This window comes from Stenotrophomonas sp. CASM101 (genome assembly GCF_049384845.1).
GTDB lineage: Bacteria > Pseudomonadota > Gammaproteobacteria > Xanthomonadales > Xanthomonadaceae > Stenotrophomonas > Stenotrophomonas hibiscicola.
Genome location: NZ_JBMRFR010000002.1, coordinates 184,546 through 207,394, shown reverse-complemented (window position 1 = coordinate 207,394; position 22,849 = coordinate 184,546). Strand labels below are relative to the sequence as shown.

14 protein-coding genes are annotated in these 22,849 nt (G+C 67.5%); 13 read left to right on the top strand and 1 reads right to left on the bottom strand.

Annotated elements, in window-relative coordinates; translation table 11 throughout:
- The first annotated feature begins 2 nt into the window (after positions 1-2).
- The 6 genes from VG543_RS04940 (at position 3) to VG543_RS04915 (ending at position 9,618) form a co-directional block, all read left to right on the top strand.
- A complete protein-coding gene (locus tag VG543_RS04940) occupies positions 3-1,025 on the top strand; it encodes a cupin-like domain-containing protein (RefSeq protein ID WP_423177924.1) in 1,023 nt (340 codons plus the stop codon).
- 14 nt (positions 1,026-1,039) lie between these two features.
- A complete protein-coding gene (locus VG543_RS04935) occupies positions 1,040-2,569 on the top strand; it encodes a tryptophan halogenase family protein (RefSeq protein WP_423178104.1) in 1,530 nt (509 codons plus the stop codon).
- 165 nt (positions 2,570-2,734) lie between these two features.
- Entirely contained in the window at positions 2,735-4,228 is a 1,494-nt protein-coding gene (gene xylB, locus VG543_RS04930) for a xylulokinase (protein ID WP_134734829.1), read from the top strand.
- Between the two features lie 41 nt (positions 4,229-4,269).
- On the top strand, positions 4,270-5,604 hold the full coding sequence (xylA, locus tag VG543_RS04925) for a xylose isomerase (RefSeq protein ID WP_019659736.1): 1,335 nt from the start codon (positions 4,270-4,272) through the stop codon (positions 5,602-5,604).
- Positions 5,605-5,653: 49 nt separating this feature from the next.
- On the top strand, positions 5,654-7,063 hold the full coding sequence (locus tag VG543_RS04920; RefSeq protein WP_423177923.1) for a sugar porter family MFS transporter: 1,410 nt from the start codon (positions 5,654-5,656) through the stop codon (positions 7,061-7,063).
- Positions 7,060-9,618, top strand: a complete 2,559-nt coding sequence (locus tag VG543_RS04915; protein ID WP_423177921.1) for a glycoside hydrolase family 3 protein — start codon at positions 7,060-7,062, stop codon at positions 9,616-9,618. The genes VG543_RS04920 and VG543_RS04915 overlap by 4 nt, the downstream gene beginning before the upstream one ends.
- An 8-nt stretch (positions 9,619-9,626) precedes the next feature.
- On the opposite strand, the gene VG543_RS04910 is transcribed toward VG543_RS04915, so the two are convergent.
- Positions 9,627-10,685 carry a LacI family DNA-binding transcriptional regulator gene (locus tag VG543_RS04910; protein WP_423177920.1) on the bottom strand — a complete coding sequence of 353 codons (1,059 nt, stop codon included), beginning with the start codon at positions 10,683-10,685 and terminating at the stop codon, positions 9,627-9,629.
- Positions 10,686-10,777: 92 nt separating this feature from the next.
- Here VG543_RS04910 and VG543_RS04905 point away from each other — a divergent pair, with 92 nt between their 5' ends.
- The 7 genes from VG543_RS04905 to VG543_RS04875 are packed head-to-tail and all read left to right on the top strand — an operon-like array spanning position 10,778 to position 22,808.
- Positions 10,778-12,952, top strand: coding sequence for an alpha-glucuronidase family glycosyl hydrolase (locus VG543_RS04905; protein ID WP_423177919.1), 2,175 nt, complete (start codon positions 10,778-10,780; stop codon positions 12,950-12,952).
- Entirely contained in the window at positions 12,949-14,937 is a 1,989-nt protein-coding gene (locus VG543_RS04900) for a sialate O-acetylesterase (protein WP_423177917.1), read from the top strand. Before VG543_RS04905 ends, VG543_RS04900 begins: the two co-directional genes overlap by 4 nt.
- Before the next feature lie 53 nt (positions 14,938-14,990).
- Positions 14,991-16,685: a glycoside hydrolase family 43 protein gene (locus tag VG543_RS04895; RefSeq protein ID WP_423178102.1), complete on the top strand. Its 1,695-nt coding sequence runs from the start codon at positions 14,991-14,993 to the stop codon at positions 16,683-16,685.
- Entirely contained in the window at positions 16,682-19,375 is a 2,694-nt protein-coding gene (locus VG543_RS04890; protein WP_423177915.1) for a glycoside hydrolase family 3 C-terminal domain-containing protein, read from the top strand. The genes VG543_RS04895 and VG543_RS04890 overlap by 4 nt, the downstream gene beginning before the upstream one ends.
- 59 nt (positions 19,376-19,434) lie before the next feature.
- Positions 19,435-20,919: an MFS transporter gene (locus VG543_RS04885; RefSeq protein ID WP_171953081.1), complete on the top strand. Its 1,485-nt coding sequence runs from the start codon at positions 19,435-19,437 to the stop codon at positions 20,917-20,919.
- 16 nt (positions 20,920-20,935) lie between these two features.
- A complete protein-coding gene (locus VG543_RS04880; RefSeq protein WP_423177914.1) occupies positions 20,936-21,973 on the top strand; it encodes a glycoside hydrolase family 43 protein in 1,038 nt (345 codons plus the stop codon).
- The gene (locus VG543_RS04875) at positions 21,963-22,808 is read left to right on the top strand and encodes an aldose epimerase (RefSeq protein WP_423177912.1); all 846 of its coding nucleotides are present in this window, start codon (positions 21,963-21,965) and stop codon (positions 22,806-22,808) included. Before VG543_RS04880 ends, VG543_RS04875 begins: the two co-directional genes overlap by 11 nt.
- The last annotated feature ends 41 nt before the right edge of the window (positions 22,809-22,849 follow it).

Genomic DNA, 22,849 nt, shown 5'->3' with positions numbered 1-22,849 from the left:
CGGTGCAAGCCAGCCTGCCGATGCGGATCCTGGAAGGCATCGATCCTGCCGCGTTGCCATTGGCTGACCTGGTGGACGCCGGTGAGCCGGTCGTACTGCGCGGCATCGCCAGCGGTTGGCCACTGGTCCAGGCCGGACTGGGCGGCGTGCACGACGCGATGGTGTACCTTTGCAGCGTCGATGCGGGTGCGCCCATCCAGTACTCGTTCGGCGGCGCCGAGATCGGGGGGCGCCCGTTCTACAGCGCGGACTTCACCCGGTTGAACTTCGAAGTGCGACGCGGCGTGCTGGCCCAGGTGCTGGAAGAGATCGCCACGACGCTGCATGCGCCTCGGCCGCCAACCTATTACGTGGCCTCGCTGCCGATCGAGCGGGCACTGCTGCCGGCATTCGCGCAGGCCAACGACGCCGGGCTGGCGAAGCAGGGCCTCGACGCCACCGCCAGCATCTGGATCGGCAACCGGGTGACGGCCTCGTGCCATTTCGACACACCCGACAACCTCGCCTGCTGCGCGGTGGGGCGGCGTGAGTTCACCCTGTTCCCGCCCGCCCAGATCGACAACCTCTATCCGGGCCCGCTCGATCCCACGCCGGGCGGACAGGTCGTCAGCGTGGTGGACTTCGAGCGCCCCGACTTCGATCGGCATCCACGTTTCCGCGAGGCGCTGGCGCATGCACGCAGCGCGGTACTTGGACCCGGCGATGCGATCTTCATTCCCAGCATGTGGTGGCACCATGTACGCAGCCTGGAGCCGTTCAACGTGCTGGTGAACTACTGGTGGCGAAGCTCGCCGGCCTGGCTGGGGTCGCCGCTGGCGGCGCTGCAGCACGCGATGTGGTCCGTGCGCGACCTGCCAGCGCGTGAGAAGCAGGCCTGGGAAGGGCTCTTCCGTTACTACGTATTCGGCCCCGGCGAGCGCGCGGGGCAGCACCTGCCTGACGCCGCGCGCGGGGATCTGGCACCGTTCGACGAGCAGCGCGCCCGCCGCATGCGCGCGATGCTGCTGGGCAGGCTCAACCGTTGAGAGAGGGCACCGCGTTGGATACCGAAAGCACGCCTGCAGGGCGCATCCGCAAGGTGGTCATTGCCGGTGGCGGTACAGCGGGATGGCTGGCCGGCTGCGCGCTGGCGCATCAGTTCCGTGACCAGCTGCAGATCACGCTGGTCGAGTCCGAGCAGATCGGCACGGTCGGCGTCGGTGAGTCCACCGTGCCGCCGATCCGCACCTTTCATCGCTTCCTGCAGATTGACGAGCAGGAGTTCCTGCGCGCGGTGGCCGGCACCTTCAAGCTGTCGATCTCGTTCGAGAACTGGCGGCTGCCGGGGGATCGCTTCTTCCATCCGTTCGGCACCATTGGCCATGGCACCTGGGCGGCTCCCTTCCATCACTTCTGGCTGGACAGCCTGCGCCGCGGCATGCCCTCGGACCTGGGCGACTTCTGCCTGGAGAGCATCGCGTCGCGCGGCGACCGCTTCTCGCTGCACACCCAGCCGCAGGCCAGCTATGCGTATCACTTCGATGCCAGCCTGTATGCGCGGTTCCTGCGCGGCAGGGCCGAGGCCAACGGCCTGCGCCGGATCGAAGGCAGGATCGCCCAAGTCAGGCAGCACGCGCACGACGGCTCGGTTCAGGCGCTGGTACTGGACGACGGCCAGGTGATCGAGGGCGATCTGTTCATCGACTGCACGGGGTTCCGTGGCCTGCTGATCGAGCAGGCGCTGGGCACCGGCTACGAGGACTGGCACGAATGGCTTCCGTGCGACCGGGCCGTGGCGGTGCAGACCGAAGCGGTGGCGCCGCCGGTGCCCTATACCCGGGCGATCGCCCACGAGGCGGGGTGGCGCTGGCACATCGCGCTGCAGCACCGCGTTGGCTGTGGGCTGGTGTATGACAGCCGCCATCTGTCTGATGACGAGGCCGCCGCGAAACTGCTACGCGATGCAGGGGCTCCACCTTTGCGCGACCCATGGAACGTGCCGTTCCGCAGCGGGCGCCGGCTGAAGGCCTGGAACAGGAACGTGGTGTCGCTCGGGCTGGCCAGCGGTTTCATCGAACCGCTGGAGTCGACCAGCATCCATCTGGCGATCAGCGCGGTGGTGCGCCTGATCCAGTTGTTCCCGTTCGACGGCATCAGTGCGTCGCTGGTGCAGTTGTACAACGATGTCAGCCGCCAGGAAATGGAGCATGTGCGCGACTTCATCATCCTGCACTATCACGCAACGCAGCGCACCGAACCGATGTGGAAGGCGTGTCGCGAGATGAGCGTGCCCGGATCGCTGCAGCAGCGGTTGCAGGCGTGGCGCGAGCGTGCGCACGCCTGGCAGGACCCCGGCGAGCTGTTCCGCGTGGAATCGTGGACCAGCGTGCTGCTCGGGCAGGGCATCGCGCCCGGTCCTGCCCACCCGCTGGCGCGGGCCGTGAGTGATGTCGATCTGCGCACCTTGTTGAAGGGCATCCAAGGGCCTGTGCAGCAGGCTGCCGCGCAGATGCCGGCGCAGGCGGAGTTCATCGCGCAGTACTGCAGGTCCGGCGTGGACGTATGGCGTTCGACGACGGCGAGCACGTAGCAGGGTTTTGCGTTGCAGCACGCTTTTTCCGCTGCAGCTGGTTACAGTGCGGCAACACCGCGGGCGATGACGCGCGCGGTGGCAACGAGGGGGCCGGACACCACGCCCCCTTTTTGAGTCCACGGAATGTTAGCGCTACCTTTTTGTTGATCGGAGGCGGTTTCGATGGGTCTGGTTGCAGGGATCGATGCAGGGACGCAGAGCCTGAAGGTGCTGGTCTACGACCCGCAGGCGCAAGCGGTGGCCGCCGTCACCAGCGCGCCGCTCACGCTGGACAGCGGTGCCGACGGCAGCCGTGAACAGGCGCCTGCCGACTGGGTGTCGGCCCTGCGCGACTGCTTTGCCAGGATCGACCCCTCGCTGCGCGCTCGCATCGTCGCACTGGCGGTATCGGGGCAGCAGCATGGGTTCGTGCCGGTTGATGATGCTGGCGAGGTACTGGCGCCGGCCAAGCTGTGGTGCGACACCAGCACCTCGGCCGAATGCATCCAGATCATGGACGCCGTGGGCGGATTCCAACGGACCATCGCGCTGGCGGGCAACCCGATCCTGGCCGGCTACACAGCGTCCAAGCTGCCCTGGACCCGGATCCACCGTGCCGACGCCTATGCGCGGCTGGCGACCATCCTGCTGCCACACGACTACCTGAATTTCGTGTTGACCGGGCAGCGGTTCTGCGAGCTTGGCGATGCGTCCGGAACCGGCTGGCTGGACGTGCGCACACGCACCTGGTCGCAGGAACTGCTGCGCGCCACCGATCCTGATCGTGATCTTGCCGCCTGCCTGCCGCCGATCGCCGCACCCGACGCCCTGTTTGATATCGCGCCGAAGGCCGCGGCCGCGCTCGGGCTTGCAGCGGCGGTGAAGGTGGCCGTTGGCGGCGGCGACAACATGATGGCCGCGATCGGCACTGGCTGCGTCACCGAAGGACGCCTGGCGATGAGCCTGGGAACGTCTGGAACGCTGTTCGCCTATTCCAGCGCGCCGGTGATCGACGCTGACGGCGCCTGGGCCGCGTTCTGCTCGTCCACGGGAGGATGGCTGCCGCTGATCTGCACCATGAACTGCACCGTGGCGACCGAACAGGTGGCCCGTGCCTTCGGCTTCAGCACTCGCGACGGCGATGCGCACCTGCGCGCGACGCCACCGGGAGCAGGCGGGCTGGTGATGCTGCCCTTCCTCAATGGCGAGCGTACGCCGGACCTGCCGCTCGGCAAGGGTGTGCTGGCCGGCCTGGACACCGCCAACTTCACTCCGGCGCACCTCTACCGCGCCGCCATGGAGGGCGCGACCTACAGCCTGAGGTACGGCTACGACGCCTTCGTCCGCGCGGGCATGCAGTTTGATCGCATCGTACTCACCGGCGGTGGCAGCAACAGCGCTGCCTGGCGTCAACTGGTGGCCGATGTGTTCGGCCTGCCCGTGGAGGTCCCGGTGCAGGCCGAAGGCGCGGCGTTTGGAGCGGCGCTACAGGCGCTGTGGTCGCTCGCCCGATCGCAGGGCAACGCCACTTCGATCAGCGACATCACCGCACGGCACGTCACCGTCGATCCCACGCTCTCCGCGCGCCCGGATCCGGACCGCAGCGATGCCTATGCACGGGCCTACGCACGCTTCCTCAGTCATCTTGATGCCATCACGCCGCTGCAGCGCGGCTGATGGCTCCTCCACCACACCGTACAACGACAGGAGCACGCACCATGAGCACGCAGCCCTTCATCGGCGCCAAGGAATACTTCCCCGGCATCGGCCGCATTCCGTTCGAGGGCAAGGGCTCGGACAATCCGCTTGCCTTCAAGGTCTACGATGCAAACCGGGTCATCGGTGGCAAGACCATGCAGGAGCATCTGCGCTTTGCCGTGTGCTACTGGCATACCTTCTGCAATGCCGGGCACGATCCGTTCGGCCCGGGTACCCGGCAGTTCCCGTGGGAGGCGGGCTCGCCGCTGGCCACGGCCGAAGCGAAAGTGGACGCGGCGTTCGAGTTCTTCACCAAGCTGGGCGTGCCGTACTGGTGCTTCCACGATATCGACCTGGCGCCGGATGCCGATGATATCGGCCAGTACCAGAAGAACCTCACGCACATGGTGGGCCTGGCCAAGGCGCGCCAGGAGGCCACCGGCGTCAAGCTGCTGTGGGGCACGGCCAACCTGTTCTCGCACCCGCGCTACATGAACGGTGCATCGACCAATCCCGATTTCGCCGTGGTGGCCCGCGCCGCGGTGCAGGTCAAGGCCGCCTTGGAGGCCACGGTCGAACTCGGTGGCGAGCACTACGTGTTCTGGGGCGGGCGCGAGGGCTATGCGTCGCTGGCCAATACGCAGATGAAGCGCGAGATCGAGCACTTCGCACGCTTCCTGACCATGGCCCGCGACTATGGCCGCAGCATCGGCCTGAAGGGCAACTTCCTGATCGAGCCCAAGCCGATGGAGCCGATGAAGCACCAGTACGACTTCGACAGTGCCACGGTGGTGGGCTTCCTGAAGGAACACGGGCTGGACAAGGACTTCAAGCTCAACATCGAGGCCAACCACGCCACGTTGTCCGGCCATACCTTCGAGCACGACCTGCAGGTCGCGTCCGATCATGGCCTGCTCGGCAGCATCGATGCCAACCGCGGCAACGCGCAGAACGGCTGGGACACCGACCAGTTCCCCAGCGATCTGTACGACACCGTGGGCGCGATGCTGGTCGTGCTGCGCCAGGGTGGGCTGGAGGGCGGGTTGAACTTCGATGCGAAGGTGCGCCGTGAGTCGACCGACCTGGAGGATCTGTTCATTGCCCACATTGGTGGCATGGACGCGTTCGCACGCGGCCTGGAGGTTGCCCATGCACTGCTGACCGAGTCTCCCTGGGAGCAATGGCGCAAGGAGCGCTACGCAAGTTTCGACAGTGGCGCCGGCCAGGAGTTCGAGCGTGGCACGCTCAGCCTGCCGGACCTGGCGGCACTGGCCGCCCGCCTCGGCGAACCGCGCCAGGCCAGCGGCAAGCAGGAGCGTTACGAAAACCTGCTCAACCAGTACCTGCTGCGCTGAGCGCGGCAAGCAGGCCAACGGCGGCAACGGTGCACTCAAGGGGACGGGGATGAACCAGGCAGCAGGCAGCGGGGAGAACACCCGGCTGATCGTACTGATCAGCGTGGTAGCGACGATTGGCGGTTTTCTGTTCGGCTTCGACAGCGGTGTGATCAATGGCACCCAGGATGGCCTGCACCAGGCGTTCCGGTCCGGTGAATGGATGCAGGGGTTCGAGATCGCGTCGATGCTGCTGGGCTGTGCGGTGGGCGCGTTCAGTGCCGGCCGCCTGGCCGACCGCCTCGGCCGTCGCAACGTGCTGATCCTGTCGGCGGTGATGTTCCTGCTGTCGGCACTCGGTGCCGGGGCGGCGGTCTCGTCGGGCTGGTTCATTGCGGCGCGGGTGGTGGGCGGATTCGCGGTCGGCGCGGCGAGCGTGATCTCGCCGGCCTACATTGCCGAGGTCGCTCCGGCCCGCTATCGCGGCCGCCTGGCCACGGTGCAGCAGATCGCGATCATCACCGGCCTCACCGCTGCCTTCCTGTCCAACTACCTGCTGGCGGCCGCAGCGGGCGCGTCGACCGAACCGCTGTGGGGCGGGCAGGCCGCCTGGCGCTGGATGTTCTGGATGCAGGCCGCGCCATCGCTGCTGTTCCTGCTGCTGTTGCTGACCATTCCTGAGAGCCCGCGCTACCTGGTGGTGAAGCGGCGCAAGGACGATGCACTGCGGGTGCTGACCCGGCTGCTCGGCGGCGACAAGGCCCGCGCCACGTTCGAGGAGATCGATGCCTCGTTGTCCAACGACCATCATCGCCCGCGCCTGTCCGATCTGAAGAGCCGGGCGACAGGGCGGATCCGCCCGATTGTCTGGGTCGGCGTCGGGCTGGCCTGCTTCCAGCAGCTGGTCGGCATCAACGTGGTGTTCTATTACGGCGCGGTGCTGTGGCAGGCAGTCGGCTTTTCCGAGAACGACGCGCTGCTGATCAACGTGCTGTCCGGCGCACTGAGCATCGGTGCCTGCGTGGTCACCGTGCTGCTGATCGACCGGATCGGCCGCAAACCCCTGCTGTGGTTCGGCTCGGCCGGGATGTCGCTGTCGCTTGCACTGGTGGTGGTGGCTTTTGCCAGCGGTTCGCTGGCCGACGGGCATCTGCAGCTGCCCGGCCGCATGGGCACGCTGGCACTGGTGGCGGCCAATGCCTACGTCGTGTTCTTCAATCTGTCCTGGGGACCGGTGATGTGGGTGATGCTGGGCGAGATGTTCCCGAACCAGATCCGCGGTTCGGCACTGGCAGTCGCCGGCGCGGCGCAGTGGACCTCCAACTTCGTGGTCACGGTGACGTTCCCGATGCTGCTGGCCGCGGCAGGGCTGGCGGCCACCTACGGCATCTACCTGGTGGCTGCCGTGATCTCGGTGATCTTCGTCGTCCGGCATGTGCACGAGACCAAGGGCAAGGAACTGGAGCAGATGGAAGGATGAGCACCATGACATCGCAGGCCTTCGTAATCCGCAGCGGCGCGCTGGTCGCCGCACTGATGCTGGGATTGCTCGGCTGCCGCGGCCAGGACCGGGCTGCCGCCGCCGCAGCCACCGACAAGGATCCCTGGCCGGAGGTCATCTGGCCCCTGGCTGCGGACCCGGCGCTGGAGAAGCGCATCACCGACCTGATGGCCGGAATGACGGTGGAGGACAAGGTCGGCCAGCTGGTGCAGGGCGACATCGCCAGCGTCACTCCAGATGATGTGCGCCGCTACCGGCTCGGCTCGATCCTGGCCGGGGGCAACTCCGATCCCGGTGGCCGCTATGACGCGTCGCCGGCCGAATGGCTGGCGCTGGCCGACGCCTTCTACGACGCCTCGATGGACACCTCGAAAGGCGGCAAGGCCATTCCGCTGCTGTTCGGCATCGATGCCGTGCACGGGCAGAGCAACATCATTGGCGCCACGTTGTTCCCGCACAACATCGGGCTGGGCGCCACGCGCAATCCGGAGCTGCTGCGGCAGATCGGTGGCATCACCGCGCTGGAGACCCGTGTCACCGGCATGGAATGGACGTTCGCGCCGACCGTTGCCGTACCCCAGGATGATCGCTGGGGACGCACCTACGAAGGCTACTCCGAATCGCCGGACGTGGTGGCCAGCTATGCCGCCGCCATGGTGGAGGGGCTGCAGGGCAGGGTGGGAACACCGGAGTTCCTCGATGGCCGCCATGTAATCGCGTCGGTGAAGCATTTCCTCGGCGACGGGGGCACCACTGACGGCAAGGACCAGGGCGACACCCGCATCAGCGAGTCAGATCTGGTGCGCATCCACGCGGCCGGATACCCGCCGGCAATCGCCGCCGGCGCGCAGACCGCAATGGCGTCGTTCAACAGCGTCAACGGTGAAAAGATGCATGGGCACCGGCATTACCTCACCGATGTGCTCAAGGGCCGCATGAACTTCGGTGGCTTCGTGGTGGGTGACTGGAATGGTCATGGACAGGTCAAGGGCTGCACCACCACAGACTGCCCGGCCACCATCATCGCGGGCCTGGACATGGCGATGGCTTCGGACAGCTGGAAGGGCTTCTACGAGACGACGCTGGCTGCGGTCAAGGACGGCCGGATCACGACGCAGCGGCTGGACGATGCAGTGCGCCGGATCCTGCGGGTCAAGTTCCGCCTTGGGCTGTTCGAGGCCGGCAGGCCATCCACGCGGGCCGTCGGCGGGCAGTTCGCACTGATTGGCGCGCCGGAACATCGCGCGGTCGCCCGGCAGGCCGTGCGCGAATCGCTGGTCCTGTTGAAAAACCAGGACCACGTCCTGCCGCTGTCTCCGAAGCAGCGGATCCTCGTGGCCGGCGACGGTGCCAACGATGTCGGCAAGCAGGCGGGCGGCTGGACGCTCAACTGGCAGGGCACCGGCACCACCCGCAAGGACTTCCCCAATGCGGACACGATCTACGAGGGCATCGCGCGCCAGGCCAGCGCGGCCGGTGGTGAAGCCGTGCTTGCCGTTGACGGTCGCTATGCAGTGAAGCCCGATGTGGCGGTGGTGGTGTTTGGCGAAGACCCCTATGCCGAGTTCCAGGGAGACCGGCCGACGCTGGCCTACAAGCCCGGCAACGAAACGGACCTGGCGCTGCTCAAGCGGCTCAAGGCCGAAGGCATACCGGTTGTTGCGGTTTTCCTGAGCGGGCGGCCGCTCTGGGTGAACCGGGAAATCAATGCCGCCGATGCTTTCGTGGCTGCGTGGCTGCCGGGTTCGGAAGGCGCCGGGATTGCCGATGTGCTGCTGCGCGGAAGCGATGGCCGCGTGCAGTACGATTTCAAGGGCAAGCTCAGTTTCAGCTGGCCGCGCACTGCCACCCAGTACGCCAACAACGTGGGCCAAAAGGACTACGATCCATTGTTTGCGTTCGGCTTCGGCCTGACCTACGCCGACAACGGCGACCTGGCCGCGCTGCCGGAGGCATCGGGCGTGACCGGCAACGAGGGCGCGACGGGCGTGTTCTTCGCGCGCGGTGACGCGGGTCCTGGCATGGCGCTGCGGATCGAGGATGCTGCTGGCCAGGGCCTGACCGTGACCCGCGTGCCGGACGCATTGCCCGATGATCGGCTGAAGATCAGCGGCGTGGATCATCTGGCGCAGGAGGATGGGCGACGTCTGGCCTGGTCGGGCAATGGCGAAGCCGCCGCGGCACTGCAGTCGCACACGGCGTTGGACCTGCGGCGTGAATCGAACGGCGACCTGATGCTGCTGACCACGCTGCGGGTCGACGTTGCGCCGCAGGGTGAGGTGTGGCTGTCGGTCGGTTGCGGCGTGGGCTGCTCGGCACGCATTGCCATCGGGCCGTCGCTGGCGGCGCTTCCACAAGGCCAGTGGAAGCGCGTTGGCGTGCCGCTGAAGTGCCTGGCCAAGGCGGGCGCCAAGCTGGACGCGATCGACCGACCGTGGTCAGTGGTGACGGGCGATGCGATGACGATTTCCGTATCACGCGTCGCGCTGGGCGCACTGAACGAAGCCGAGGTCACCCTCGGATGCGGAGCATGATGCCTGCGCTACCGCCGCCGGGGCGGGGCGGCGACCGAATCGCGTGCGATCAGCCGATGCGGCATCACATGATCGCGCAGCACCGTTGCGTCCCCCGCCGGACGGCGGATGGTGCGCAGCAGGATGTCGACGGCCGCGTTGGCCATCGAGGCGATGGGCTGGTGGATCGTGGTCAGTTCCGGCCACACGGTGGTGGCGGCCGAGGTGTCATCGAAACCCACGACCGACAGGTCGCGTGGCACTTCCAGCCCGCGTCGGTGCGCGACGGAGATGGCGGCGGCGCCCATGTCGTCGTTGCTGGCGAAAATCGCGGTCGGTGGGCGGCGTTGGGACAACAGCTTTTCGGCGGCAGCCAGGCCGGACCGGTAGGTGTAGTCACCGTGTTGGACCAGGCCAGGCTCCACCGCAAGCCCGGCCTCGCGCAGGGCGGTGACGAAGCCGTCGTAGCGGAGCGCACTGGCGCTCAGGTCATCGCGCCCTCGGATGAAGCCGATGCGGGTGTGTCCCTGCCGGAGCAGGTGCTCGGTCATTTCCCTGCCCGCACTGAAATCGTCGATGCGGACGCAGGACAGGGCTTCGCTCAGGCGACCCGATGCGATGGCCACCACTGGAATGCCAGCCTTGACCAGTTCGCTTACGGCGGCCTGCGATTCGCACAGGGGCGGCGGCAGGATCACCCCGTCGACGCGTCCGGCGAGCGCGCGCGCCGCCCTACGTTCGGATTCGGCATCCAGGTTGTCCCAGTAGTCGATGACCAGCTGGATGGCGGAACTGGAGGCGACGCGCAGCAGGCCCACCAGCAGTTCGCGCAGGTAGGCGCCGCTGGGGTTGGTGTAAATCAGCGCAATGCGCGTGTGCTGTGCGGCGGCCAGCGAACTGGCGGCAAGATTGGGCGTATAGCCCAGCTCACGCACGGCGCGCAGCACGCGCTCGCGGGTGACGTCGCGCACCTTGCCCTGGTTGATCACCCGCGACACGGTCATCGGCGAAACGCCGGCAAGGGCCGCAACCTCGTCGATCGTCACGCCTGCGGTTCTGCGGCGAACCGATTTCTTCGGCTTGTCCAATGCACGATCCCTTTGTTCTTGGTGGCGCTGCCGCGGGGGTGCGAAGGACGATGATGCGCTGCCCCGGGCCCGGACGGAGTCTACAAAGGCGCATGTTAACGCCCTTGTTGCGTGCTGTCGGCACGCGCCTGTGGGCCGTGGTCGTGCTGCTGGCCTGTGCTGGCGTGGCGCGGGCGGAGGATGGCTACGGGCTGTGGATGCGCTACCAGCCGATTGCCGCAACGGTCGCTGCCGATTACCGGCGGCAATTGGCCGAAGTGGTGGCCCCGGATCGCACGCCGATGCAGCGCGCTACCCGCGATGAGCTTGCGCGCAGCCTCCCTGGATTGCTGGGAACGGCGCCGCCAATGCGAACGGCAATCAGTACTGACCATGCCCTGGTGCTGGGTACGCCGCAGTCTTCGGCGCTGGTCGCCGCGTTCGGCAACGAGGTTGCCACGCTGGGCGACGAGGGCTTCCTGATCCGGCGGGTCCGGATCGAGGGGCGCGATGTACTGCTGGTGGCGGCACGCCGGGATGTCGGCGTGCTGTATGGCACGTTCCATCTGCTGCGCCTGTTGCAGCGTGGCATGCCGCTGCAGGGGCTGGACGTGCGGGAGTCGCCGCGGGTCGCACTGCGTGTGCTCGACCATTGGGACAATCTGGATCGTTACGTCGAGCGTGGCTATGCAGGCAGCTCCCTCTGGGACTGGCAGACGTTGCCGCAGTGGCGTGACCCGCGCTACACCGACTACGCCCGTGCCAACGCCTCGCTCGGCATCAACGGCACCGTCCTCAACAACGTCAACGCCAGTGCGCTGAGCCTGTCGCCGGCCTATCTGGCCAAAGCCGCCGCGCTGGCCGACCTGTTCCGCCCCTATGGCATCCGGGTCTACCTGAGCGCACGCTTCAGTGCGCCCATCGAGCTCGGCGGCCTGGCGACGGCTGACCCGTTGGATCCCGGCGTGCGGCGCTGGTGGCGCGACAAGGTCGATGAGATCCATGCGCGCATTCCGGATTTCGGCGGCTTCCTGGTCAAGGCGAACTCGGAGGGGCAACCCGGCCCGCAGGATTACGGTCGTTCCCATGCCGACGGCGCCAACCTGCTGGCCGACGCGCTGGCACCCTACAACGGCGTGGTGATGTGGCGGGCCTTCGTGTATTCGCACGAGGTTCCCGATGATCGCGCCAAGCAGGCGTACAGCGAGTTTGTCGGGCTGGACGGTGCCTTTCGCCCCAACGTGATCGTGCAGGTGAAGAACGGCCCAATCGACTTCCAGCCGCGCGAGCCGTTCCATCCGCTGTTCGGCGCGATGCCACGCACGCCGCTGATGATGGAACTGCAGATTACCAAGGAATACCTGGGTTTTGCGACGCACCTGGTCTACCTGGGAACGCTCTACGAGGAAGTGCTGCAGGCCGACACCCATGCCCGCGGCGAGGGCTCCACGGTTGCCCGCGTGATCGATGGCTCGCTGGAAGGCCACGCACTGACCGGTATTGCCGGCGTCGCCAACATCGGCGTGGACCGCACCTGGAGTGGCTCGCACTTCGACCAGGCCAACTGGTACGCCTTCGGCCGGCTGGCCTGGAACCCGCAGCAATCCGCGCGCGCGATTGCCGAAGACTGGGCAGCGTTGACGTTCTCGCCCGACCCGCAGGTGACCGGCCCGATCGTGCGGATGATGATGGACTCGCGCGAGGCGGCAGTGGACTACATGACGCCGCTGGGCCTGCACCACCTGATGGCACGCGGCCATCACTACGGCCCCGGCCCCTGGGTGGACGGAGGCCCACGTGCGGACTGGACGTCGGTGTACTACCACCGCGCAGACAGCCAGGGCATCGGTTTTGACCGCAGCGCCGGCGGAAGCAACGCCGTGGGCCAGTACGCCCCGCAGGTCGCCGAGGTCTATGGCGACCCCGAGCGGGTGCCCGAGTCGCTGCTGCTGTGGTTCCATCATGTGCCGTGGGATCACCGCATGCGCTCGGGCAGGACGCTCTGGGATGAGCTGGTCGGGCGCTATTCGCGGGGTGTGCGCCAGGTGCGGTCGATGCAGGACACCTGGGCCGGCCTGCGCGACCGGATCGATCCGCAGCGGCATCGGCACGTTACTGCGTTCCTGCAGATCCAGCACGACGAAGCGCAATGGTGGCGTGACGCCAGCGTGGCGTACTTCCAGTCGCTCAGCGGACGGCCATTGCCCGCCGGCGAACGGCCACCGCCGCAGCCATTGTCGTACTACCAGGCGTTGCAGTTTCCGTTCGCACCGGGGGATGGCCGATGAGCAGGTTCGGAGCGGTTGGTCATGCGCTGATGCTGGTGGCCATGGCCGGGCTTGCGGAGCCGGCCTCGGCGCGGGAAGTGGCGGAATTGCTGCATCCGTTGTTCAGAGATCACGCGGTCCTGCAGCGCGACCAGCCCATTGCGGTCTGGGGGCACGCAGGCCCCGGGCAGCCGGTTTCCGTGACGTTTGCGGGGCAGGCGGTGAGCAGCCGGGCGGACGCCGCAGGCCGCTGGCAGGCGATGCTGTACCCGGTCGCCGCTGGCGGTCCCTACACGCTGGAGGTAAACGACGGAACGCGCCGGCAAACGGCGCGCGACGTGCTGGTCGGCGACGTGTGGCTGTGCTCGGGCCAGTCGAACATGGAACTGCCGGTGTGGCGCTCGCTCAACGCAGCCAGCGAGATTGCCGCAGCCACGATGCCACGGATCCGGCTGTTCACCGTGCCGCAGCACGCCGCCGTGCAGGCACAGGAGACCTTCAGCGACAGCACTGCCTGGACATCGGCAACGCCTGATGCGGTGCGCGATTTTTCCGCCACTTGCTTCTACTTCGCGCGCGAACTGCAGCGCACGGTCGACGTGCCGATGGGGCTGATCGAGGCGGCGTGGGGTGGCTCGCGGATCGAGGCCTGGACCAGCGTTGGTGCACTGCGCGGGCAGGGCGGCCTGGATGAGGCCCTCGATATCCTCGCGCGGTCTGCGCGTGATCCGCTGGAGGCACGCGCGGCCTGGGGCCGCTACTGGCAGCACTGGTGGGCCACACGCGAGGGCACGCTGCCCGGCGACGCCCCATGGCGGGCGGATGCCGATGACCGCGGATGGTCGCGCGCACCGGCCACACTGGGCGCATGGGAGCGGTGGAACGAGCCCGCACTTGCCGACTACAACGGCATGGTCTGGTATCGCACGCAGGTGATGCTGAGCGCTGAACAGGCAGCACGCGGCGCGACCCTGGAGCTGGCATCGGCCGACGAGGTGGACGTGACCTGGGTGAACGGGGTCGCCGTCGGCAGCCAGTACGGCGCCGGCGAGAGGCGCTACCCGTTGCCACATGGCGTGCTGAAGGCAGGATCCAACAGCATTGCGGTCAACGTGCTGGACACCTACGGCGAAGGCGGCCTGGCCGGTCCTTCAACGGCACACGGCCTGCAGTTCGATTCCGGCGAGCGGGTGCCACTGCAGGGACCGTGGATGTATCGGGTTGCGCCGGGCCAACAGGCGCCGCCATTTGCCCCTTGGCAGGCGGCCACCGGGCTGTCGACGCTGTACAACGGAATGATCGCACCGCTCGGCGGTTTCGGGCTGCGCGGCATGCTGTGGTACCAGGGTGAATCGAACACCGGTGATGGCGCGGCATACGCGGCGCGGTTGCGTGCGCTGCGCGACGATTGGCGGCGTCAGTTCGGTGCACGCACGCCACTGCTGCTCGTGCAGCTGGCCAACTATGGCCAGCCGCCGGTTGCGCCTGCCGACAGCGGTTGGGCGCAGGTGCGCGAGGCGCAGCGGCGCGTCGCCGCCGAGGATGCGCGGAGCGGACTCGCCATTGCCATCGACATCGGCGACGCCTACGACATCCATCCGCCGAACAAGCAGGTGCTCGGGCGCCGCCTGGCGCGCGTGGCGCGCCATGTGGTGTACGGCGAGCAGGATCTGGCACCGTCAGGTCCGCGGGCGGTCACGGCCGTGCGGACGCCCGCGGGCGTGGCCATCGCGTTCGAGGATGTCGAAGGCGCGCTCACCGCAACCGGCGCACTGCGTCCGATCGGCTTTGAACTGTGCGAGGCCAGGGGCCATACGCGCCACTGCGAGTACGCCGATGCCGGACTGGATGGGCGCCGGATCCTGCTGCGCGGCCCGCTGTCCACGCGCGCAACGCATGTGCGCTACTGCTGGGCCGATGGCCCGGTGTGCACGCTGCGCGACCGCAGCGGGGCGCCGGCCGGCCCGTTCGAACTTCCCATTGCCGAAGCCGAGGCCCGACGATGATGACGTTGTCCAAGCAGTCCCCTCTGGCCCGCGACAGGGCCGGCCTGAGGTCGATGGCGCGCCACCTGCTGGGGGCGTTGTTTCTGCTGTCGGCCGCAACCACCCGGGCCAGCGCGCCGCCGGATGCTCCGCCGGTGTACTTCGACTGGTTCGAGTACCGCGGCAATGACCAGGCGTTTGAAGTCCCGCTGCCGGCCGGCCACTACCGCAATCCTGTCCTGGCCGGCTTCCATGCCGATCCCAGCGTCGTGCGCGCGAACGGCCGGTTCTACCTGGTCAATTCCAGCTTCACCTACTTCCCGGGCATTCCGGTGTTCGAAAGTGCCGACCTGGTGCACTGGAAGCAGATCGGCAATGTGATTGACCGCCCCACGCAACTGGATTTCGACGGCCTGAGCGTCTCGCGCGGCATCTTCGCGCCCACCATCGATTACCACGACGGCACGTTCTACGTAACCACCACCGCCACCGACAGCGGTGGCAACTTCATCGCCACCGCGCGCGACCCGGCCGGGCCGTGGTCCGATCCGCACTGGCTGCCCGGCATCGATGGCATCGATCCATCACTGTTTTTTGACGACGACGGCAAGGTGTACCTGATCAACAACGATGCACCGCCCGGTCCGCCGCGCTATGACGGGCACCGCGCCATCTGGATGCAGCAGATCGATCTGGCGGCGTTCAAGCCGGTCGGGCCCCGCCGGGTACTGGTTGATGGAGGCGTGGAGCCGGCGAAGAATCCGATCTGGATCGAGGGACCGCACATCTACAAGCGGGAGGGCTGGTATTACCTGTCCGACGCTGAAGGAGGCACCGGGCCGCAGCACTCGCAGGTGGTGCTGCGCAGCCGCGCGGTGTGGGGGCCCTACGTTCCCTATGCGGGCAATCCGATCCTGACCCAGCGCGAACTGCCGGACGACCGTCCGCTTCCGATCACCAATGCCGGCCACGCCGACCTGGTCGAAGGCCCGGATGGCTCGTGGTGGGCGGTGTTCCTGGCCAGCCGCAACTATCAGAAGCGCCACTACAACACCGGGCGCGAGACCTACCTGTTGCCGGTGCGCTGGCAGGATGGCTGGCCGCAGATCCTGCCGGTTGACCAGGCCATTCCCTACGTGGCCAAGGCCCCCGCGTGGATGCAGGGCGAGGCATCCCAGGCCCCGTCGACCGGCAATTTCGTAGCGCGCGACAATTTTGATGGCCCAGCGCTCGATCGCCAGTGGCTGCGCGTGCGCGTGCCCAGGCATGCCTGGGCAGACCTGCACAAGCGCCCCGGCATGCTGGCCGTGCACCCGCTCGCCGAGGATCTGGACACGCTGCGCAATCCGGCGTTTCTCGGCCGGCGCCAGCAGCATCTGCGCTTCGAGGCGAGCACCGCGATGACCCCGCCAGCTTCCGGAGTCGCCGCCGGTCTGGCGGCGTTCCAGAGCGAGGCGTACTGGTACTTCCTTGGCGTTCGGGACCTTGGCGGGGGGCGTCTCTCGCTCTTCCTCGAAGCGCGCGACGGTGGCCGCAGCACGCGGACGCTGGCCAGCCGTGAAGTACCGGTGCCTGCAGCACTGCGCCTGAAGATTGCCGGCAACGAGAGCGACTATGCGTTCTCGTTCGACACTGGCGATGGGCAGGGCTGGCAACTGCTCGCAGGCGAGGTGGACGGCACCGTCCTGAGTACGGACCGGGCAGGCGGCTTCGTGGGCGCACTGCTGGGTCCTTTCGCGCGCGACGAGCGCAACGGGAGAAGCAAATGAGGCTGTCGATTTCGTCCAAGGCCCGCCGCCGTACCTGGCGCGGTGGGATCGCCCTGTTCGTACTGACCTGTGTGGCGGCCGCCGCATCCGCGGCTGCGCCGCGGCCCTGGCTGGACGTTTCGGCCAGCTTCGAGCAACGGGCCGCGGCACTCGTCGCGCAGATGACGCTGGAAGAGAAGGCCGCGCAGATGCAGAACGCCGCGCCGGCGATCGAACGGCTGGGGGTACCCGCCTACGACTGGTGGAACGAGGGACTGCACGGCGTCGCACGGGCAGGGCAGGCCACGGTGTTTCCGCAGGCAATCGGCCTGGCCGCGACCTTCGATGTACCGTTGATGGGGCAGGTGGCCACGACCATCAGCGACGAGGCCCGCGCAAAGCACCACCAGTTCCTCCGCGAAGGCGCGCATGGCCGTTACCAGGGCCTGACCTTCTGGTCGCCGAACGTCAACATCTTCCGCGACCCGCGCTGGGGGCGCGGACAGGAGACCTACGGCGAGGATCCCTACCTCACCGCGCGCATGGGCGTGGCCTTCGTACGCGGCCTGCAGGGCGACGACCCCGTCTACCGCAAGCTGGACGCCACCGCCAAGCATCTGGCCGTGCACAGCGGACCGGAGGCCGACCGCCATCACTTCGATGCACGGCCCAGCCGGCGCGACCTGTATGACACCTACCTGCCGGCGTTCGAGGCGCTGGTGAAGGAGGGCGAAGTGGATGCGGTCATGGGCGCCTACAACCGCGTGTACGGCGAGTCCGCCAGTGCCAGCCGTTTCCTGCTGCACGATGTGCTTCGACGCGACTGGGGTTTCAAGGGCTACGTGGTCTCGGACTGCTGGGCCATCGTCGATATCTGGAAGCACCACCGTATCGTCACCACGCGCGAAGCCGCTGCGGCGCTGGCGGTGAGGAACGGCACCGAGCTGGAATGCGGCCAGGAGTACGCAACGTTGCCTGCCGCAGTGCGCCAAGGGCTGATCAGCGAGGCGGAGATCGACGATGCGGTGACCCGCCTGTTCACCGCACGGATGCGCCTGGGCATGTTCGATCCGCCGGAGCGGGTGCGCTGGGCGCGCATTCCGGCCTCGGTGAACCAGGCGCCGGCCCATGATGCGCTGGCCCTCAAGGCCGCGCAGGCATCGCTCGTGCTGCTGAAGAACGACGGCATCCTTCCACTGTCGCGCGACATCAAGCGCATTGCCGTGGTCGGACCCACTGCCGACGACACCATGGCACTGCTCGGCAACTACTTCGGCACACCGGCGGCGCCGGTGACGATCCTGCAGGGCATACGCGAGGCGGCCAAGGGCGTTGAAGTGCGTTATGCCCGCGGCGTCGACCTGGTGGAGGGCCGCGACGATCCCGGCGCCACACCGCTGATCGAGCCGACCTACCTGCGGCCCTCGGCGGAGTCGCCCGAGCGCGGCCTGCGCGGTGAGTACTTCCGCACGCCCGACCTGTCCGGCACTCCGGCCCTGGTGCGTACCGACGCGCAGATCGGCTTCCGCTGGGACCGCGGCTCGCCGACCGACAACCTGCTGGCACGCGGCGAAGCGGCACCGGGGCAGGGGATTCCCAACGACCGCTTCAGCATCCGCTGGAGCGGCCAGCTGCTGCCCCCCGTGTCCGGTCGCTACCGGCTGGAGGTGGCCGGCGATGATGGCTACCGCCTGTATCTGGACGGCAAGCGCGTGATCGATCACTGGGTGAACACGGATCGCCTGCATGCCGAGGGTGTCGAACTCGACCTGCAGGCCGGGCGTACTTATGACCTGAAGCTGGAGTACTACGACGACCAGCGCGATGCCGGCGTGCGCCTGGGCTGGCGCATGCCCGGCGCCAAGGCACCGTTCGATGAAGCGCTCGATGCCGCACGCGATGCCGATGTGGTGGTGTTCGTTGGTGGACTCACCGGCGATGTCGAAGGCGAAGAGATGACGGTCAACTACCCGGGCTTTGCCGGTGGCGACCGTACCGACCTGCGACTGCCCGCGCCGCAGCGCACCCTGCTGGAGGCCCTGCACGGCACCGGCAAGCCGGTGGTGATGGTGCTTACCGGTGGCTCGGCCATCGCCGTGGACTGGGCGCAGGCGCATCTGCCAGCGATCCTGATGAGCTGGTACCCCGGGCAACGCGGCGGCACCGCAGTCGGTCAGGCGCTGTTTGGCGACGTCAATCCCGCCGGCCGTTTGCCGGTCACGTTCTACAAGGCCGGCGAAGCGATGCCGGCATTCGACGACTACGCCATGGAGGGCCGCACCTATCGCTACTTCCGCGGCACGCCCCTGTATCCGTTCGGTCACGGTCTGTCGTATACCCGATTCGACTATGGAACGCTTCGCCTCGATGCAGACAGCCTCCGCGCCGACGGCCGCCTGGGCGTGGCGCTGGATGTGACCAACGCGGGCACCCGCAGCGGTGACGAAGTGGTGCAGCTGTACGTGCGGCGCGAGCACGCTGGCAGCGGCGACGCCGTGCAGGAACTGCGTGGCTTCCAGCGCGTCCAGCTGGCCCCGGGCGAACGCCGCACGGTGACGTTCACCCTGGAGGCGGCGCAGGCTCTGCGCCACTATGACGAAGCGCGCGCGGCGTACGCGGTGCAGCCCGGTGCCTATGAGGTCAGGGTGGGGGCGTCCAGTGCCGATATACGTGCGCAGGGCAGGTTCACCGTGGTGCCCGCGCTTGACTGATCATCCCCGCCGGCATCGATTCCGCTTCGACCAGATTCCTTTTCAAGGACGTCCGCTGCATGGCAAGCACTGAACACGCGCTATCGGTCCGCGAGAAGCTCGGCTACAGCCTGGGCGATCTCGCCGCCAACCTGATCTTCCAGACCCTGATCACCTACCTGGCGTTCTTCTACACCGACGTCTACCGCCTGCCGGCTGCCACCGCGGCCACGATCATCTTCGTGGTGGGCCTGCTGGGTGCGTTCGTGTTCACGCCGTTGATCGGCATCGCGGCGGACCGCACATCCACACGCTGGGGCCGCTTCCGCCCATGGATCCTGTGGACAGCCATTCCGTTCGGCGTGCTGTCGCTGCTGGCGTTCAGCACCCCGGACCTGGGCGAGCGCGGAAAAGTGATCTATGCACTGGCCACCTACGCGCTGCTGGTCTGCGTCTACGCCGCGAACAACCTGCCGTACTCGGCGCTGAGCGGCGTGCTGACCGGCAGCATGGCCCAGCGCAACAGCCTCTCGGCCTACCGCTTCGTGGCTGTGATGGTCGCGCAGTTCATCATCCAGGTGCTGCTGATGCCGCTGGTGCTGATCCTGGGCGATGGCGACCGGGTGCGCGGCTTCGAGCAGGTCATGACCGCATTCGCCATCATCGGCACGGCGTTCTTCCTGATCACGTTCGCCACCACTCGCGAACGCATCGTGCCGACGCGCGAGCAGACCGGGGGCGTACTGCAGGACCTGTCGGACCTGCTGCACAACCGCCCGTGGCAGGTGATGCTGGCCCTGACCGTGCTGGTATTCATCAACCTGGCGCTGAAGGGCGGCACCTACATCTATTACTTCCAGTACTACATGAGTGAAGCCGCGCTGGCCGGCTTCCTGGACGGCTCAGGCTTCAACGGCCTGATCAGCGCCTTGAATGCTGCCCTGGCCAGCGCCGGCTTCGCGGCGTTCACCTGGCCGAAGGACGCGGCCACCTCGGCGTTCAGCCTGTTCAACGCGTGCGGCATCCTCTGCATGATCCTGGGCATCGGCGCATCACGACGGCTGGCGGATCGCTTCGGCAAGCGCGACGTCTTCGGTGGCGCCCTGTTTGTCTCGACCCTGTTCCTGCTTGCCTTCTACCTGTTTCCACCCACGGGCGTGGCGGTGGCCTTCGCTGCCTTCATGCTGCATGGCTTCTGCTATGGCATCACCATCCCGTTGCTGTGGGCGATGATCGCCGACGTCGCGGACTACTCGGAGTGGAAGAACCATCGGCGGGCGACCGCGATCATCTTCTCGGCGATGCTGTGCGGACTGAAGATCGGCCTCAGCGTCGGAGGCGCGCTGGTCGCGGCCATCCTTGCGCACTACGGCTACCAGGCAGGACTGGCGCAGCAGCCTGAGGGCGTGGTGCAGGGCATCCGCTTGACCGTAAGCGTCTACTGCTCCCTTCCTTTCCTGCTCGCCGTGGCGCTGCTGTTCTTCTACAGGATCGACAAGCGCACCGAGACCCGCATCGAGCAGGACCTCCACCTGCGTCGCCGTTCCGCCGACGCTTCCGCGTAAGGCCAAGATGACAACCATGATCGACCTCCATGCCGGCGAAGACGGCCAGGCCAGCGAAGCCCGTCTTGCGCAGCTCACCGCACACGCCATTTCGCAACCGCTGGTGACCCACATCTACACCGCCGACCCTTCGGCGCACGTGTTCGAGGGGCGCCTGTACATCTATCCGTCGCACGACATCGACGGTGGCCAGCCGTTCGACGACGAAGGTGGCCACTTCGGCATGCAGGATTATCATGTGCTGAAGATGGATACGCCCCACAGCACGGCCGTGGATTGCGGCATGGCGCTGCACGTCCGCGACGTGCCCTGGGCACGGAAACAGATGTGGGCCCCCGATGCCGCCTGCCGCGATGGCCGCTACTACCTGTACTTCCCGGCCAAGGACGCCGAGGGCCGGTTCCGCATCGGCGCGGCGATCGGCACGCGGCCGGAGGGCCCGTTCGTGCCCCAGCCGGAGCCGATCAAGGGCGCGTACTCGATCGACCCTGCCGTGTTCGAAGACGAGGATGGCAGCCACTACCTGTACTTCGGCGGCATCTGGGGCGGGCAGCTGCAGAAGTATCGTGACAACCAGTACAGCGAGGCCCACGAGGAACCCGAGGGCAGCGCGCCGGCGCTGGGGCCGCGCGTGGGCCGCCTGGACGCCTGCATGACCGAGCTGGCCGAACCCACCCGCGAAGTGCAGATCCTGGATGAGCATGGCCAGCCGCTGCGTGCGGACGACCATGCGCGCCGCTTCTTCGAAGGCCCGTGGCTGCACAGGTATCAGGGTCGCTACTATCTGTCGTACTCCACTGGCAACACCCATCAGCTGTGCTACGCCATCGGCGACAGCCCGTATGGCCCGTTCACCTACGCTGGCGTGATCCTCACCCCCGTGGTCGGTTGGACCACCCACCACTCCATCTGCCAGTTCGAAGGGCAGTGGTACCTGTTCTATCACGATGCACTGATGTCCGGCGGCATCACCCACCTGCGCTCGGCCAAGTGCACACCGCTGCACATGGAGCCGGACGGAAGCATCCGCACGATCAATCCGTATGGGGCCTGAGCGCATGCTGCCTGTGGATGATGCGCTGGCCCCGCTGCCGGCCGGTGAACTGCACTGGCTGAGATGCGGCGAACTGGAGGTTGCGCTCGCCGCAGGGGCGGGCGGGCGCGTGGCGCACCTGCGTTACCGGGGCGTGGAGTGGCTGGCGGATCCACAGGAGGGCGGGGCGGCTGCGATCGCCTGGGGCTGCTACCCGATGGTGCCCTGGGCCGGGCGCATCCGCCATGGAACGTTCTGCTTTGACGGCAGGCCGCATCGGCTGCCGCTCAACTTCAACGGGCACGCCATTCATGGGTTGGGCTTCTCGCGACCGTGGCAGATCGACCGGCTGGATGCGGCGGCAGCCAGGTTGTCGCTGGCGCTACCGCGCGACGGCTACTGGCCCTTTGGTGGCATGGCCATGCTGGACCTGCGGCTGCAGGCTTACGCCCTGCAGATGCGCCTTTCGGTCCAGGCCGGCGAGCAGGCGATGCCGGCGGTGCTGGGCTGGCATCCCTGGTTCCGGAAGCCTGACGGGCTGCTGTTCACGCCTCGTGCGATGTACCCGCGGGACGGGGAAGGTATTGCCACGTTGCCCTGTGTGGATCCCACTACCGGTCCCTGGGATGACTGCTTCATCGCCGACAGTGACATCACGCTGATACGCGGAGGCCAGCGCCTGCGGCTGCGCTCGGACCACGACCATTGGGTGGTCTACGACGGCACGCCGCACGCCACCTGTGTGGAGCCCCAGAGCGGTCCGCCGGACGGCTTCACGCTGGCGCCGCACCGGCTGGAGCCCGGCCAGCGCCTCGCGTTGACGTTCGACCTGGCGTGGGCAGCGGACAGGGCGTGAGCCTGGCACTGGCATGCGTCTCCCCGAACCTGCGGTGCCGG

Bases quoted from the DNA above. Each gene is read 5' to 3' on its own strand.
- xylB (WP_134734829.1), top strand. From the start codon at position 2,735: ATGGGTCTGGTTGCAGGGATCGATGCAGGGACGCAGAGCCTGAAGGTG.
- xylA (WP_019659736.1), top strand. From the start codon at position 4,270: ATGAGCACGCAGCCCTTCATCGGCGCCAAGGAATACTTCCCCGGCATC.
- VG543_RS04920 (WP_423177923.1), top strand. From the start codon at position 5,654: ATGAACCAGGCAGCAGGCAGCGGGGAGAACACCCGGCTGATCGTACTG.
- VG543_RS04915 (WP_423177921.1), top strand. From the start codon at position 7,060: ATGAGCACCATGACATCGCAGGCCTTCGTAATCCGCAGCGGCGCGCTG.
- VG543_RS04905 (WP_423177919.1), top strand. From the start codon at position 10,778: ATGTTAACGCCCTTGTTGCGTGCTGTCGGCACGCGCCTGTGGGCCGTG.
- VG543_RS04900 (WP_423177917.1), top strand. From the start codon at position 12,949: ATGAGCAGGTTCGGAGCGGTTGGTCATGCGCTGATGCTGGTGGCCATG.
- VG543_RS04895 (WP_423178102.1), top strand. From the start codon at position 14,991: ATGGCGCGCCACCTGCTGGGGGCGTTGTTTCTGCTGTCGGCCGCAACC.
- VG543_RS04890 (WP_423177915.1), top strand. From the start codon at position 16,682: ATGAGGCTGTCGATTTCGTCCAAGGCCCGCCGCCGTACCTGGCGCGGT.
- VG543_RS04885 (WP_171953081.1), top strand. From the start codon at position 19,435: ATGGCAAGCACTGAACACGCGCTATCGGTCCGCGAGAAGCTCGGCTAC.
- VG543_RS04880 (WP_423177914.1), top strand. From the start codon at position 20,936: ATGATCGACCTCCATGCCGGCGAAGACGGCCAGGCCAGCGAAGCCCGT.
- VG543_RS04875 (WP_423177912.1), top strand. From the start codon at position 21,963: ATGGGGCCTGAGCGCATGCTGCCTGTGGATGATGCGCTGGCCCCGCTG.